Annotated in this window: 14 protein-coding genes; 6 read left to right on the top strand and 8 right to left on the bottom strand. The window is 62.9% G+C overall.

All coding sequences use genetic code 11. The annotated features are described in order from the left end of the window. Positions 1-25: 25 nt before the first annotated feature. The 7 genes from G520_RS0114635 to G520_RS0114605 form a co-directional block, all read right to left on the bottom strand. Entirely contained in the window at positions 26-751 is a 726-nt protein-coding gene (locus G520_RS0114635) for an amino acid ABC transporter ATP-binding protein (RefSeq protein WP_211222862.1), read from the bottom strand. Beyond that, complete coding sequence (locus G520_RS0114630; protein WP_211222839.1) at positions 738-1,394, bottom strand: amino acid ABC transporter permease; 657 nt, start codon at positions 1,392-1,394, stop codon at positions 738-740. The genes G520_RS0114635 and G520_RS0114630 overlap by 14 nt, the downstream gene beginning before the upstream one ends. Beyond that, the gene (locus G520_RS0114625; protein ID WP_028536295.1) at positions 1,391-2,065 is read right to left on the bottom strand and encodes an amino acid ABC transporter permease; all 675 of its coding nucleotides are present in this window, start codon (positions 2,063-2,065) and stop codon (positions 1,391-1,393) included. The genes G520_RS0114630 and G520_RS0114625 overlap by 4 nt, the downstream gene beginning before the upstream one ends. 28 nt (positions 2,066-2,093) lie before the next feature. Then, positions 2,094-2,879, bottom strand: a complete 786-nt coding sequence (locus G520_RS0114620; protein ID WP_028536294.1) for a transporter substrate-binding domain-containing protein — start codon at positions 2,877-2,879, stop codon at positions 2,094-2,096. Beyond that, positions 2,876-3,589: a FadR/GntR family transcriptional regulator gene (locus G520_RS22960; RefSeq protein ID WP_051229424.1), complete on the bottom strand. Its 714-nt coding sequence runs from the start codon at positions 3,587-3,589 to the stop codon at positions 2,876-2,878. Before G520_RS22960 ends, G520_RS0114620 begins: the two co-directional genes overlap by 4 nt. Positions 3,590-3,888: 299 nt before the next feature. Further along, on the bottom strand, positions 3,889-5,019 hold the full coding sequence (yiaY, locus tag G520_RS0114610; RefSeq protein WP_028536293.1) for an L-threonine dehydrogenase: 1,131 nt from the start codon (positions 5,017-5,019) through the stop codon (positions 3,889-3,891). A 255-nt stretch (positions 5,020-5,274) separates the two neighbouring features. Then, a complete protein-coding gene (locus G520_RS0114605) occupies positions 5,275-8,094 on the bottom strand; it encodes a valine--tRNA ligase (protein ID WP_028536292.1) in 2,820 nt (939 codons plus the stop codon). A gap of 227 nt (positions 8,095-8,321) precedes the next feature. On the opposite strand from G520_RS0114605, the gene G520_RS0114600 reads away from it, so the two are divergent. Together G520_RS0114600 and G520_RS0114595 are read left to right on the top strand one after the other, a co-directional pair. Continuing rightward, positions 8,322-8,912, top strand: a complete 591-nt coding sequence (locus G520_RS0114600; protein ID WP_028536291.1) for a chemotaxis protein CheD — start codon at positions 8,322-8,324, stop codon at positions 8,910-8,912. Continuing rightward, entirely contained in the window at positions 8,905-9,744 is an 840-nt protein-coding gene (locus tag G520_RS0114595; protein WP_028536290.1) for an HDOD domain-containing protein, read from the top strand. Before G520_RS0114600 ends, G520_RS0114595 begins: the two co-directional genes overlap by 8 nt. Before the next feature lie 19 nt (positions 9,745-9,763). On the opposite strand, the gene G520_RS0114590 is transcribed toward G520_RS0114595, so the two are convergent. Beyond that, positions 9,764-10,594: an SDR family NAD(P)-dependent oxidoreductase gene (locus tag G520_RS0114590; protein ID WP_028536289.1), complete on the bottom strand. Its 831-nt coding sequence runs from the start codon at positions 10,592-10,594 to the stop codon at positions 9,764-9,766. 147 nt (positions 10,595-10,741) lie between these two features. Here G520_RS0114590 and G520_RS0114585 point away from each other — a divergent pair, with 147 nt between their 5' ends. The 4 genes from G520_RS0114585 to dxs all read left to right on the top strand — a co-directional run bounded on the left by G520_RS0114585 (position 10,742) and on the right by dxs (position 14,799). Then, entirely contained in the window at positions 10,742-11,704 is a 963-nt protein-coding gene (locus G520_RS0114585; protein ID WP_246542751.1) for a TerC family protein, read from the top strand. A gap of 107 nt (positions 11,705-11,811) precedes the next feature. Next, positions 11,812-12,045: an exodeoxyribonuclease VII small subunit gene (locus G520_RS0114580; RefSeq protein ID WP_028536287.1), complete on the top strand. Its 234-nt coding sequence runs from the start codon at positions 11,812-11,814 to the stop codon at positions 12,043-12,045. After that, positions 12,035-12,931 carry a farnesyl diphosphate synthase gene (locus G520_RS0114575; RefSeq protein WP_028536286.1) on the top strand — a complete coding sequence of 299 codons (897 nt, stop codon included), beginning with the start codon at positions 12,035-12,037 and terminating at the stop codon, positions 12,929-12,931. Before G520_RS0114580 ends, G520_RS0114575 begins: the two co-directional genes overlap by 11 nt. 8 nt (positions 12,932-12,939) lie before the next feature. Then, positions 12,940-14,799 carry a 1-deoxy-D-xylulose-5-phosphate synthase gene (gene dxs / locus G520_RS0114570; protein ID WP_211222838.1) on the top strand — a complete coding sequence of 620 codons (1,860 nt, stop codon included), beginning with the start codon at positions 12,940-12,942 and terminating at the stop codon, positions 14,797-14,799. Positions 14,800-14,805: the final 6 nt, after the last annotated feature.

Here is a 14,805-nt window from a genome sequence, read left to right as displayed (position 1 = left end):
TGCCAACTGCCGGCTCGCGCCGCTTTCAGCCGCCAAGCGCCCCGATGAAAGCGGCCAGTTCCCTGCTGCGCGGCGCGCCAAACATCTGCTCGGGCGTCCCCTGCTCATGAATGCGGCCTTCATGCATGAAGACAACCTTGTCGCCGACTTCTCGCGCGAAGCGCATTTCATGCGTGACCATTACCAGCGTCATCCCCTCGCCCGCCAACTGCCGCACGACGGCCAGCACCTCGCTGACCAGCTCCGGATCAAGCGCCGAGGTGATCTCATCGCACAGCAGGACCTTGGGCGACATCGCCAGTGCGCGCGCTATCGCCACGCGCTGCTGCTGCCCTCCTGACAGCTGCCCGGGGCGGGCATCCAGCTTGTGCGACAGACCGACCTTGTCCAATACCGCATGCGCGCATTCGCGCGCCTGCGAGCGCGCCATTTTCTTTACCACGCCCAGCGCCAGCATGACGTTCTCGACCACGCTGAGATGGGGGAACAAGTTGAACTGCTGGAACACCATGCCGACCTTGAGCCGCAGGGCCCGCATATCGGTCTGCCCGGCATGCAGGCGTTCGCCGTCCACCTCGATCAGCCCATCGCTGAGGGTTTCCAGCCCGTTGATGGAACGCAGCAGGGTGCTCTTGCCGGAGCCGCTGCGTCCGATGATGGCCACCACTTCGCCCGCTTCGACTTTGAGGTCGACTCCTTTGAGCACATGATGGCTGCCGAAGTGCTTATGCACGGAATCAATGCGCAGCAAGGACATTCAACTTCCTTTCCAGGTAATGGGCCAGACGGGACAGCGGATAACAAAGCAGGAAGTAGCCAAGCCCCACCATCCCGAAGATCGTGAAGGGCTGCAAGGTGGCGTTGGCCAGTATCGAACCGGTCTTGGTCAATTCGGTCATGCCGATGATGGACGTCACCGCGGTTCCCTTGACGATCTGCACCGAGAAGCCCACCGTCGGCGTCACCGCATGGCGCAACGCCTGCGGCAGGATGACGTGGCGCAGCTGTTCCCATCGCGACATCGCCAGACTGGCAGCCGCTTCCCACTGTCCGCGATCGACCGCTTCGACACAGCCACGCCAGATCTCGGCCAGAAAGGCCGCGCTATATAACGTCAGTGAAAAGCCGGCGGCCACCCAGGGCGACACATCGCGGCCCAGCAATGACAGGCCGAAGAACACCATGAACAACTGCATCAGCAGCGGCGTTCCCTGAAAAAACTCGATATAGCCGCGTGCGAAGACGCGCAGCAGCGGATAGGTGGCGATACGGGCGAGCAGAATCCCGCCCCCCACCGCCCCGCCCAGCACAAAGGCCAGCAAGGACAGGCACAGCGTCCAGCCCAGGCCCTGTGCCAGATACTGCAAAATCGTCCATATGGAAAATTCGATCATGGCTTGGCGACGTCCCGGTTCGTCAGTCGTGCCCCCAGGCGGTTGAGCAGATGGCGCAAGACGATGGCCAGCAGCAGATAGAGCACGGCAGTGACGATATAGGTTTCAAACGCGCGAAAATTCCGCGACTGGATATAACTGGCGGCAAAGGTCAGCTCTTCGGCCGAAATCTGCGAGCAGACCGACGATCCGAGCATCACGATCACGATCTGGCTGCACAAGGCAGGCCACACGCGACCGAGCGCGGGCGGCAGCACCACGTGCCAGAACACCTGTCGCCGCGACATCGCCAGCGACAGGCCGGCCTCCATCTGGCCGCGCGGCGTCGCCTGAACGCCGGCCCGCACGATCTCGGTGGTATAGGCCCCCAGATTGATGATCATTGCCAGCGCCGCGGCGACCCACTCGTTCAAATGCACGCCCAAAGCGGGCAAACCGAAAAAAATGAAGAACAGCTGCACCAGAAACGGGGTATTGCGGATCAACTCGACATAGAGACCGCAGAGCCGGTTGTACGGTTCGACCCGCCAACCGCGCACGGCGCCGCCCACCACCCCCACCAGCAGGCCGAACACGGTGCCGACCCCGGTCAAGGCCAGCGTGTGCACCACACCGGCGGCGAGTTCGGCCCGGTACTCCCATATCCCTGAAAAATCAAACTGATACGCCATAATCCTCCTCCATCGTCGCGACCGGGGCTCAGAATGCAGCGGGCAGAGGCGTATTCAGCCAGCGCAGGGAAATCCGGTTCAACTCTCCCGATTTTCGCGCACTCGCCACTGCCGCATTGACCCGGGCCAGCAGCTGCGGTTCGTTCTTGTTGATGCCGATGAAACACGGGGAGTCCTTGATCAGGAACTTGGTCTCCAGCGACTTCTGCGTGTCGCGTTTCTTCAGCGCTGCCGCCACCACATTGCCGGTCGCGATCAATTGCACCTGCCCCGAGTAATAGGCGGAAACCGTGCTGTTGTTGTCCTCGAAACGCTTGATGACCGCACTCGCAGGCGCCACCTTGCTCAGTTCCAGATCCTCCACCGAGCCGCGCGTCACCGCGATCGTCTTGCCCGCCAGCGCGGCCACATTGGCCACACTCGCCCCGGCCGGGCCGAAAACGCCGTTATAGAACGGGGCATAGGCGACGGAGAAATCGAGAACTTTCTCGCGCTCCGGGTTCTTGCCGAGACTCGAAATCACCAGATCGACTTTGCCCGTGGTCAGAAACGGCACGCGGTTGGCGCTGGTCACGGGCGTCAACGCCAGTTTCACCCCGAGATCTCTGGCCAGCATGGCGGCGACATCGATGTCGTAGCCCTGCGGCTTCAGGTCGGCGCCGACCGAACCAAACGGCGGGAAATCCTGCGGAACGGCCACCCGCAGCACGCCCGCTTTCTTGATGTTGGCCAACGCATCGGCATGCGCGGCAGCGGAAAAGGACAGACCGCAGCACAAGGCGGCCGACACCAGGAAACGTAAACGAGGGTTCATGCAGAGACTCCTTCGGATTGAGCCGCAGCGATGCGGTAGGGAAGATTAAAAACGATATCCGCGCGTCGCGCGGCCTGTTGCAAGTGGTGGAGCATGGCCGCATAGGCCTGCTCCGGCTTGTGCCGGCTAACGGCATCGAGCACTTCGCCATGCTCTTCGGCGGTCTCCCATATGCTGGGCGTAGCGGCAAACGGCAGGCGCACGCTGTGAGAGATCGGCTGCTCCATCTGCCTGACCACGGTTGCGAGGACCGTATTGCCCGAGTAGCGGGCGAGGCTCATATGAAAGGTAAGATCGAAACCGGAGGCACCGACCAGATCGGTCTGGCGCAAGGCCTGCTGCATCCGGTCATGGAGATGGTGCAACTGTGCGAGATCGTCCGCGGTGATCGCGCTGGCGGCAAGCGCTGCGGCCGCCGGCTCGAGCACGGCGCGCAACTGGAACATCTGTCCAGCCTGCTCGCTTACCGTCCGGCTCAGGCCACCGTACCGTGGCGCCAGCCCGCCGCAGACATACACCCCCTTTCCCGGCTGGCAATATACGAGCCCCAGCCCCTCCAGCATGGAGATGGCTTCGCGCAGCGAGGCGCGACTGATGCCGAGAGCCAGGGACAGTTCGCGCTGCGATGGCAAGGCATCGCCCGGGCCATAGCTTCCATCCTGAATCCGGCCTTGCAGAAGGTGTGCGGCAAAACTGGACAAGCGGTCCATGACGATCGTAGCTCCTCTGTGCGGGTCGACTGGTAAGACCAGTCAGGCCGGTACGGAACAGCAAATCGCGTGCCAGGCGAAAACACGAAGAAAAAACGGAAATCCGGCGACAAATCAGGGCGAATGCCGGGTTCGGCGAGGCGGAGGGATGGGCAGTCGTGCGGCAGCGCGTCCTTGTCGGTGCATGCCCGCCTGGATTGGTGCATGCGCAGCGACGGGATGGAGACGGCAGCCGTGCCGAGGCCGCAAAAAAAAACGGGCCGCCGGCGGGCGTCCCGTTTTTTCTGGTGCGCGGCGCGTTACATTGCGGCGCGGTAGATCGCCACGACCTGCTCGTGTGTCGGCTGGATCGGATTGGTCAAACCACACGCATCCTTCAACGCATTGTCCGCCAGCGTCGGCAAGTCTTTGAGCTTCACGCCCAGCTGGGTCAGCCCGGCCGGAATGCCGACATCGGCCGACAAGGTGCGAATCGCCGCCAAAGCGCCTTCGGCACTGGCTTGCGCCCCCATCGCAACGGCGACATCCGCCAGACGCGCCGCGCAGGACGGTGCGTTGAACGCTTCCACATGCGGCAGCAATACCGCATTGCACACGCCATGCGGCAAATCGTAGAAGCCACCCAGTTGGTGGGCCATGGCATGGACATAGCCAAGCGACGCATTATTGAACGCCATACCGGCCAAGAATTGCGCAAACGCCATCTGCTCGCGTGCTTCCATATCCTGGCCATTGGCCACGGCACGGCGCAGCGAAGCGCTGATCAGGGAAACCGCCTTCAGCGCGCAGGCATCGGTGATCGGGGTGGCGGCAGTCGAAACATACGCTTCGACCGCATGCGTCAGCGCATCCATGCCGGTAGCAGCCGTCAAGCCCGCGGGCATGGTAGCCATGGCAACCGGATCGTTGACCGACAGAATCGGAGTCGTGTGCTTGTCGACAATGGCCATTTTCACATGACGCGACACATCGGTGATGATGCAGAAACGCGTCATTTCGCTAGCGGTACCCGCGGTGGTATTGATCGCGACCAGGGGCAACTGCGGCTTGGCCGAACGGTCGACACCTTCGTAGTCGGCGATTTTTCCGCCATTGGCGGCGACCAGCGCGATCCCCTTTGCACAGTCATGCGGCGAACCGCCACCGACAGAAATCACGACGTCGCACTGATTGGCGCGCAGCATCTCGAGGCCGGCTTCCACATTCTGAGTGGTGGGATTGGGCTGCACGCCGCTGAAAACGAAGCTCTGGATATCGCGCGCCTTCAGCAAGCCACCGACTTTGTCGGCCAGGGCAAGCGTGGCGGGATAGGGGTCGGTCACAATCAATGCCCGGCGATAGCCATACTCGGACATACGGACAACGGAGTCTTCCAGAGCGCCTGCGCCCATCAAGTTGACGGAAGGAATGAAGAATGCGGAAACAGCCATGTGAATGCTCCTTGAGTTGATCCAATAGCGCAGCCTTGCGGCGCGAATCTGTGATGAGTGTGCTCCGGGCATTTGATGTGACCCTTGATGCAGATCAAATCAAATAGCACAACAGCACATCAAATCCAAACGTCATCAAGACACTTGCTGAAATGTCAAGCACTTAGCTAGCACGCCCGCTCCACGAGGCACACAGGCAGAACAAAAAAAACGGGCGCCCTTGGCGCCCGTCGTCTTTCCTGCCTCTCCTGCAGCTCAAGCGGCCAGCCGCTCCAGCTGAGCCTTGAGCTTGATCAAGCGTTCGACCAGCTCGGCAAGCTGCGCTCTATCGCGTTCCACCAAGTGCGCGGGAGCCCGTTCGGTATAGCCGGGTTTTTCCAGCTTGGCCAGGATCTTGGCCTGCTCCGCCTCGGTCTTCGAGATGTCCTTGGCCAGACGCGCGCTTTCTGCGGCACGGTCGATCTCGACCTTCAGCATCATGCGGGCATCGGCCACCATGGCGACCGGCGCATCGTCGGCCGGCAGCACGTCCACCACGCTGGCGTCGGACAACTTGGCCAGCAACTTCAGATACGGCAGATAGACATCGAACTCCGCGGCGCGGCCTTCGACCAGCAAGGGGGCTTTCTGCGCCGGGGACAGGCCCATCTCGCCGCGCAGGTTGCGAACGGCGTTGACCATGTCCTTCAGTGTCGCCATGCGGGCATTGGCCGCCGCATCGATACTCGTCGCATCGGCAACCGGCCACGACGCCAGCATCAGCGAGTCGCCATGGCGCGCATTGGCGAGAGGGGCCACGGTCTGCCACAGCTCTTCGGTGATGAAGGGCATCAGCGGATGGGTCAGCCGCAGCGCGGTCTCGAGTACCCGGACCAGGGTGCGGCGCGTCGCACGCTGCGCAGCCTCGCTTCCGGTCTGCAACCGGACCTTGGCGAGCTCGACATACCAGTCGCAATACTCGTTCCAGATGAATTCGTAGATGGCCTGAGCCGCCAGGTCGAAACGATAGGTTTCCAGCGCTTCGGTCACCTCGGCGATCGCCTGCTGCAGGCGTCCGAGAATCCATTGATCGGCAAAACCGAACTCCAGCGGCAACGCTTCGTCCTGGCCGCAGTCCTTGCCTTCCAGATTCATCATCACGAAGCGGGTCGCGTTCCATAATTTGTTGCAGAAATTACGGTAGCCTTCGCAGCGTTTGAAATCGAAGTTGACCGACCGCCCAAGCGAAGCATAGCTGGCCATCGTGAAACGCAGCGCGTCGGTTCCATAGGCGGGAATACCGTCCGGGAACAACTTGCGGGTGGCGGCCCCGATCTGCGGCGCCTTTTCCGGACGGCGCAAACCCGTGGTCCGCTTCTGCACCAGCCGCTCCAGGTCGATGCCATCGATCAGGTCGACCGGATCGATCACATTGCCTTCCGACTTCGACATCTTCTTGCCCTCATGGTCGCGTACGATGCCATGAATGTAGACGTCCTTGAACGGAACCTTGCCCAGGAAGTGAGTGCTCATCATGATCATGCGAGCAACCCAGAAGAAAATGATCTCGTAGCCGGTAACCAGCACGCTGGATGGAACGAACGCGGCCAGTTCCGGCGTTTCGGCCGGCCAGCCCAGTGTCGAGAACGGCACGAGAGCCGACGAGAACCAGGTATCGAGCACATCGTCGTCGCGGCGCAGCGGACGATCGCCGGCCTGCTCGCGCGCCTCGGCTTCACTGCGGCCCACGAAGATATTACCTTCGTCATCGTACCAGGCCGGAATCTGGTGCCCCCACCACAGCTGCCGGGAAATGCACCAATCCTGGATGTTGTTCATCCACTGGTTGTAGGTATTCACCCATTGCTCGGGAACAAAGCGCACTTCGCCGCTGGCGACGGCATCGATGGCCTTTTGCGTGATCGATTTTCCGGTCGGATCGTCGCGGCCCACGCGGCTCATCGCCACGAACCACTGATCGGTGAGCATAGGCTCGATCACGGAACCGGTGCGGTCACCGCGCGGCACCGTCAGCTTGTGCGGCTTGACTTCGACCAGATAGCCGTCGCGGTCCAGATCCGCCACCATCGCCTTGCGTGCGGCATGGCGGTCGAGTCCGGCATAGGCGGCCGGCAGCGGCAGCGTGCCGAAGGATTCGCCTTCGAAGCCGAACACCTCGGCCTCGGCGCGCATGGTCGCATCCAGCGCCATGACATTGATCAGTTGCGTGGCGTGACGCTTGCCGACCTGATAGTCGTTGAAATCGTGCGCCGGCGTGATCTTGACGCAGCCCGTACCGAAAGCGGCATCCACGTAGTCGTCGGCGATCACGGGAATACGGCGCCCGGTCAGCGGCAGTTCCAGTTCGCAGCCCAGCAGATGGGTATAGCGCTCATCGGCAGGATTGACCGCCACCGCCACGTCGCCGAGCATCGTCTCGGGCCGGGTGGTGGCCACCACCACCGCCTCGGCGCGCCCCACCACGGGATAGCGGATCAGCCACATATGGCCGTCTTCTTCGACCGATTCGACTTCGAGATCGGATACCGCCGTCGACAGCTTCGGGTCCCAGTTTACCAGGCGCTTGCCGCGGTAAATCAGCCCCTGCCGATAGAGACGGACAAACACTTCGCTGACCACTTCGGCCCGGGTGTCGTCCATGGTGAAATATTCGCGCGACCAGTCGACCGAACAGCCGACGCGGCGCATCTGACTGGTAATGGTCCCGCCGGACACGCCCTTCCACTGCCAGACCTTGTCGATAAACGCGTCGCGCCCGAGGTCGTGCCGCGACACCCCCTGCTCTGCCAATTGTCGCTCGACCACGATCTGGGTCGCGATACCGGCATGGTCGGTCCCGGGAACCCACAGGGTATTGCACCCCTTCATCCGGTAATAGCGGGTCAGCCCATCCATGATGGTCTGGTTGAAGGCGTGGCCCATGTGCAGGGTGCCGGTCACGTTGGGAGGCGGCAACTGGATGCTGAAAGACGGCTGCGATGCGTCCATGTTCGGCTTGAAATGGCCGGCCTGTTCCCAGGTGTCGTACCAGCGGCGTTCGATGTCGCCCGGTTCAAAGCTCTTGGCGAGTTCCATGGTCTTGGCTATGTGTCTGAATGGAAAAATGGCTCGATTATAGCAGAGACTGCCGGCAAACCCACCTGCCGGCCTGCCGCGGCGTGGAGCCCCGTACCGGTCGGCCGCCGAGCACTCTTCTCTTGCCGTGCCGATTTACCCGCTAGACTGAAGAGAGTGGAGCCAGGCATCGACGATTCCCAACGCGGCGGATGCCTACCGACGACGCAAACGAAAAGGCAGGAGCGATGGACCTGACCGCGCTGACGACACGCGAAATAGAACGAATGTCGCGCCAGATCCGGCCCGGAGAGTGGGCGGTGGAAAAAGAAAGGCCGATCTCGACCTTGCTGGGGTCGTGCGTGGCGGTCTGCCTGTACGACACGGCCGTCCCCATCGCAGGCATGAATCACTTCATGCTGCCTCGCATGCGCAGACCCCACCCGGCCTCGCGCGACATCCTGCTGGCAGGCGAGGCGTGCATGGCGGCCCTGCTCGAAGCCCTGCTCGAGCAGGGGGCAAGCAAGTCCCGCCTCCAGGCCAAGGCCTTCGGCGGAGGCTGCGTCGTCGACATCGCGCTGAAAGAGACGGGTTCCATCGGTAAACTCAACACCGATTTCACGCGCGAATGGCTGCTCCGGGAGAATATTCCGCTGACCGCGTCGGACTTTCTGGGCCCCTGGTCGCGCAAAGTGCTGCTGGTCCCGCCTTCCGGCGCGGTCTACTGCAAGCGCCAGGTATCGAGCATGATCAATGCAGAAGTTCTACAGCGCGAAGAGCAGGTCTATACCGCCTCCTTGCGCTCGCAGCAGCAAGGGAGAACGCCGAGCCATGGATAAACGGTACGCTTTCAGCCGCATCGCGGCCGAAGTCAACGCTGGTGCAATGACGTTCCCGACCAGCGCGGGTCACGCCATGAAGCTCCGGAGCGAACTCGACAATCCCAATTGCCAGATAGAGACAGCCGCCAGGCTGATCCGGGCCGAGCCGCTGTTGTGCGCGCGCATCGTCGCGATGTCCAACGCCATCGCCTTCAACCATTCCGGGCGCAACACCAGCGATGTCCATACTGCCATCACCCGGCTCGGCTTCCGTACGGTGCGCACGCTCGCCGTAGCTCATATCACCCGGCAGTTGGCAAGCGGCAGCGGCACTCCCGGCTGCAAGGCGATGGCGGAACAGCTTTGGGAGCACACCGCGCATGTCGCATCGCTCGCCCACCTGATTGCGCGCCGGGTCACGCACGTCGATCCCGAAGCCGCCCTCTTTGCCGGAATCGTGCATGCCATCGGCGGCTTCTACTTGCTCTCACTCGCAGCAAGCGCCCCCGGGCTCCTGGCGGGGGACAGAACGGACTGGCTGGAGACCGGCCGCTCCGAGGTCGGACGCGCGGTACTGGGCGTTCTGAATGCGCCCGCCAACGTGCTCGAGGCCGTCGAGGCTTACTGGGAGGGGTATCTGACCATTCCTCCGCGCTCGCTCGGCGACACCTTGCTGCTGGCGGACGAGTTGGCCCCCGTCGCCTCGCCGTTCAGCCTCAGCGGGTCGCTGAAGCCGGGCGAAGACGGCGCACCCAGCCTGGACATGGTCATAGGCAAGGAGACCCTGACCGCGATACTGGAAGACTCCCGCTCCGATGTGGAGTCGCTGATCACAGGTCTGATGGCTTGAATGCCGGGCAAGGCGCCGTTCAGGCCGCGCGGCGCAACACGGCATCGAAACAGCGCGTGGGCAGCAGCCGCTTCAGATACCAGAACAGCCGGGTCGGGAAAGTCACCCGATAACGCGCACGGGCACGCGGCGAGTCGAGCGCCTTGATCGCCGCCGCCAGCACCGCCTCCGGAGGCAAGGTGAACGGTGCGGCCGCACCCTCGCGCCGCAGACGCTCCAGCTGGGCGCGATACGCATCGGCATGCACGCTGTGTTCGATGTCGACATGCCGTAGAAACTGCTGCAGGGCGTTGGGCCGGAAGCGGCTGCTGATCGGCCCGGGCTCGATCAAGACCACCTGAATGCCGCTACCGGCGGTTTCCAGGCGCAAAGTGTCGCATAGACCTTCGATCGCGTACTTGCTCGCATTGTAAGCGCCCCGCCATTTCATCGCCGCAAACCCGAGGATGGAACTATTGAACAGAATCCGCCCCTGCCCCTGCCTGCGCATGATCGGAAGCACCCGCCGCGTCAACTGCCACGGCCCGAACAGATTGGTATCGAACTGCTGCTCGAGCGCCGTGCGGCCGATGTCTTCCGCCGCCCCGGGCTGACCATAGCCGGCATTGTTGAACACGGCGTCGAGCCGCCCGCCGCTGGCAGCCAGCACCGCCTCCAGCGCCGCATCAATGGAGTCGTCGTCGGTGACATCGAGTTGCACGCACTGCAGCCCCTGCGCCCGCAAGCGTTCGACATCGTCCCCGGAGCGGCAACTGGCGAAGACATTCCAGCCGCGCGCGGCCAGCCCCTGCGCCACGCACAGGCCGATGCCGCTGGAACAGCCGGTGATCAGGATGGATTTTGCTATCATGTTGAACCCCTGGCATGATTTCGGGTCGTACCCGATTCGCGCAGACAGTACCAGAAAAAGACGCCGCCGGATAAGGAGGCGTCGCAGCGGCCTTTCGCCTTCGGCTCCGGCCGCACGCCGGACATCACGTTTCAATCAGGAGTCATAATGACGCAAACGGCCATGCCGCACATCGGCACGCCTCTTTTCTACACCGTATTTTTCGTCGTGGTCCTGGCGATGATCTTCGTCGACATGCTGTCGCTCAAGCGGCAGGGCGCGCATGAAGTCAGTGCGCGGGAAGCGCTGGGCTGGACCCTGATCTGGATTGTCGCGGCGAGCGTTTTCGGAGCCGGCCTGTGGTGGTCGCTGGCCGCACACTTCGGCACCGCCGTCGCCACGGCGCGCACGACGGAATACTTCACCGGTTACGTACTGGAAAAATCGCTCGCGATCGATAATATCTTTGTCTTTCTACTGATATTCAAGCATTTTTCGATTCCTCCGCAGTATCAGCGCCGCGTGCTGCTGTATGGCGTATTTGGCGCCATCGTGCTGCGGGTGCTGATGATCATGCTTGGCGCCGCGCTGGTCGCGCGCTTCAGCTGGATACTGTATCTGTTCGGGGTTTTCCTGGTCTATACGGGTGTGCGCATGCTGCTGCCCGGGGCCGAACACGAAAGCGATCCGGGGCAAAATCCCGTGCTGCGCTTTGTCCGCCGCCACATTCCGCTCAGCGACTCCCTGGACGGCGAGCGTTTTCTTACCCTGCGCAACGGCGCGCGTTGCGCGACGCCGCTGCTATTGGTACTGATCATGATCGAGTTGTCCGACGTCATTTTCGCCGTCGACAGCATTCCGGCCGTGTTCGCGGTCACACTCGACCCTTTCATCGTGCTGACGTCGAACATTTTCGCGATCCTCGGTCTGCGGGCGATGTACTTTCTCCTTGCTGGCATCGCCAACCGCATCCACCACCTCGACACCGGACTGGCGCTGGTGCTGGTTTTTATCGGATCGGAAATGCTGCTGGCCGATATATGGCACGTCCCGACGCTATGGTCGCTGGGTGTGATTTTCCTGCTGGTAGGTGGCGCGGTCGCCGCATCCCTGCTCTTTCCGCGCAAGTAATTGGAGGCTTGCGCTGACAGGGGGGCCGGGAAGCGCTTAAAATGGCGGACTGATCCGGCCCCGTCCGCGGGGCGCTTTGACCGAAAACAAGAATAGGAACGCCCGCCATGGCCAAACCCGCAAAAACCCCGGCCAGTTTCGAGTCCGCGCTGGGCCAGCTGGAAGATATCATCCAGGCAATGGAAAGCGGCGACATGCCACTGGAAACCGCGCTCACCTCCTACCGCCAGGGCAGCGAACTGGTCCGTTTCTGCCAGGGCAAGCTCGCCGATGCCGAGCAGCAGCTGAAAATTCTCGAAAACGACGAACTGAAACCACTGGACCTGCCCAATGGCCAATGATGCCTTCATCGGCTGGATGAGCGATATCCAGCATGCGATGGAAGTCGAACTCGCTCGCGTACTTCCTTCCGCCGAGTCGGCGCCGCAGCGCCTGCATGGTGCGATGCGTCATTCCGCGCTCGAAGGCGGCAAGCGCGTGCGTCCGCTGCTGCTGTTCGCCGCAGGCGAAATGCAGGGCGCCGACCGCTCCATCCTGACGCCGCTGGCAGCGGCGCTCGAAATGGTCCACGTTTACTCGCTGATCCACGACGACTTGCCGTGCATGGACGATGATGTCCTGCGCCGCGGCAAAGCGACCTGCCATGTCGCCTTTGACGAAGCCACCGCCCTGCTGGCCGGGGACGCCCTGCAGACATTGGCTTTCGACCTTGCTTCACGCCCCCTCCCCGGGCTCGCCCCGGCCAGCCAGTTGGCCATCGTTTCCACGCTCGCGCACGCTTCCGGCTACGCAGGCATGGCAGGAGGCCAGGCCATCGACCTGGCGAGCACCGGCCAGCTCCTGACGCTGCCCGAGCTCGAGTACATGCACTCGCTGAAAACGGGAGCCCTGATCCGCGCCGCTATCCGCATCGGAGCGCTGGCGGGCCGCGGCATGAGCACCGACGAGAACGAACGGCTCGACCGCTTCGCCAAGCGCATCGGCCTGGCTTTTCAAGTGGTCGACGACATTCTCGACTGCGAAGCCGACACAGCGACACTGGGCAAGACGGCGGGCAAGGACGCCGCGCACGATAAGGCGACCTACGTCAGCCTGCTCGGGCTGGCCGCCGCCCGCGACTTCGCCGCCGAACTGCGCGAGCAGGCCTTCGCCGCACTGGACGATTTTGGCGCCAGCGCCCAACGACTCAAGGATCTGGCCGACTTCATCGTCGCCCGCTCCTTCTAGAACCCGACATGACAATGTATCCGCTGCTCGAAACCATCCATACACCGGCTGATCTGCGACGCCTGCCGCGTCAGGAATTGCCGCAACTCGCGCAGGAATTGCGGGAGTTCCTGGTCGAGTCCGTCAGCACCACGGGAGGGCACTTCGCGTCCAACCTGGGCAGCATCGAACTGACGATCGCGCTCCATTATGTTTTCGACACCCCGCACGACCGGCTGGTCTGGGATGTCGGGCATCAGACCTATCCGCACAAGATCCTCACCGGCCGGCGCGAGCAGATGGCGAGCATGCGCCAGCAGGGCGGGCTGGCCGGATTCCCCAAACGCGAGGAGTCGGAGTATGACGCCTTTGGCGTCGGTCACTCGTCGACGTCGATAGGCGCGGCCTTCGGCATGGCCGTCGCCGCCCGCGTTCAGGGCATCGCCCGCAAGAGCATTGCCATCATTGGCGACGGCGCCATGACGGCGGGCATGGCATTCGAGGCCTTGAACAACGCAGGCGACAGCGATGCCGATCTACTGGTCGTGCTCAACGATAACGACATGTCGATTTCGCCGAATGTCGGGGCACTCAACCACTATTTTGCCAAGCTGATGTCAGGGCGCTTCTATGCGGCGGTGAAAAGCCGAACCAGCAGCATGCTGGGCAAGGTGCCGCCGATGCGTGAAATCGCCAGCAAGGTCGAGGAACACGTCAAGGGCATGTTCATGCCGGGAACGATGTTCGAAGAGTTCGGATTCAACTATATCGGCCCGATCGATGGCCACGATCTCGATGCGCTGATCGATACGCTCGGCAATATCAAGAGCCTGTCGGGGCCGCAATTCCTGCACATCGTCACCAAGAAGGGGCATGGCTACAAGCTGGCCGAAAACGACCCGGTGGCCTACCACGGCGTGACGCGTTTCGACCCGGCCAACGGACTGGCCGGCAGCAAGCCGGGAGCACGCCCCAGCTACTACCAGATTTTCGGCGACTGGCTGTGCGACATGGCCCGCCTCGACCGCCGCATCGTCGGCATCACGCCGGCGATGCGCGAAGGTTCGGGCATGGTCCGCTTCGCCAGCGAGTACCCCGAGCGCTATTTCGATGTCGGCATCGCCGAGCAGCACGCAGTGACCTTCGCCGCCGGCCTGGCTTGCGAAGGCCTCAGGCCGGTGGTTGCGATCTATTCCACTTTTCTGCAGCGCGCCTACGATCAGTTGATCCACGACGTCGCCCTGCAAAACCTGCCGGTGGTCTTCGCCATCGACCGTGCCGGCCTGGTCGGGGCGGACGGCCCCACCCACGCCGGCGCGTTCGACATTTCCTTCCTGCGCTGTGTTCCCAACATGACGATCATGGCACCGTCAGACGAAAACGAATGCAGGCAGATGCTGTTCACCGCGGTCGGAATCGAAGGCCCCAGCGCAGTACGCTATCCGCGCGGCACCGGTCCGGGCGTCGCCATAGAGAACGAGATGCAGGCATTGCCGATCGGGCGCGGCCAGATCCGCCGCCACGGCCGGCAGGTGGCGATACTGGCCTTCGGCAGCCTGTTGCAGGCGGCTCTGCAAGCGGGAGAGGCGCTGGACGCCACCGTGGTCAACATGCGCTTCGTCAAGCCGCTGGACCGGGCACTGGTGCTACAGCTCGCAGCCAGTCACGAGCTGATCGTCACGCTGGAAGAAAACGTGGTCATGGGCGGAGCGGGCTCGGCCTGTATGGAAGCCATGCAGGAAGAGGGATGCACGACACCCGTGCTGCAGCTCGGCTTGCCCGACAGCTATGTCGAGCACGGCGATGTCGCCGCCCTGCTGCGCGATTGCGGGCTGGACGGTAACGGAATCCAGCGTCAGATAGAACGCCGGCTCGCACAGCGGGCCTGAGGAGAG

Source organism: Paludibacterium yongneupense DSM 18731, from assembly GCF_000422925.1.
GTDB classification, from domain to species: domain Bacteria; phylum Pseudomonadota; class Gammaproteobacteria; order Burkholderiales; family Chromobacteriaceae; genus Paludibacterium; species Paludibacterium yongneupense.
Note: the sequence above shows the minus strand (reverse complement) of the source record. Positions and strands in the feature narration are given on the sequence as shown.

Coding starts and splice junctions, on each gene's coding strand:
- G520_RS0114630 (WP_211222839.1), bottom strand. CDS start 1,394: ATGATCGAATTTTCCATATGGACGATTTTGCAGTATCTGGCACAGGGC.
- G520_RS0114625 (WP_028536295.1), bottom strand. CDS start 2,065: ATGGCGTATCAGTTTGATTTTTCAGGGATATGGGAGTACCGGGCCGAA.
- G520_RS0114620 (WP_028536294.1), bottom strand. CDS start 2,879: ATGAACCCTCGTTTACGTTTCCTGGTGTCGGCCGCCTTGTGCTGCGGT.
- G520_RS22960 (WP_051229424.1), bottom strand. CDS start 3,589: ATGGACCGCTTGTCCAGTTTTGCCGCACACCTTCTGCAAGGCCGGATT.
- yiaY (WP_028536293.1), bottom strand. CDS start 5,019: ATGGCTGTTTCCGCATTCTTCATTCCTTCCGTCAACTTGATGGGCGCA.
- G520_RS0114605 (WP_028536292.1), bottom strand. CDS start 8,094: ATGGAACTCGCCAAGAGCTTTGAACCGGGCGACATCGAACGCCGCTGG.
- G520_RS0114600 (WP_028536291.1), top strand. CDS start 8,322: ATGGACCTGACCGCGCTGACGACACGCGAAATAGAACGAATGTCGCGC.
- G520_RS0114595 (WP_028536290.1), top strand. CDS start 8,905: ATGGATAAACGGTACGCTTTCAGCCGCATCGCGGCCGAAGTCAACGCT.
- G520_RS0114590 (WP_028536289.1), bottom strand. CDS start 10,594: ATGATAGCAAAATCCATCCTGATCACCGGCTGTTCCAGCGGCATCGGC.
- G520_RS0114585 (WP_246542751.1), top strand. CDS start 10,742: ATGACGCAAACGGCCATGCCGCACATCGGCACGCCTCTTTTCTACACC.
- G520_RS0114580 (WP_028536287.1), top strand. CDS start 11,812: ATGGCCAAACCCGCAAAAACCCCGGCCAGTTTCGAGTCCGCGCTGGGC.
- G520_RS0114575 (WP_028536286.1), top strand. CDS start 12,035: ATGGCCAATGATGCCTTCATCGGCTGGATGAGCGATATCCAGCATGCG.
- dxs (WP_211222838.1), top strand. CDS start 12,940: ATGACAATGTATCCGCTGCTCGAAACCATCCATACACCGGCTGATCTG.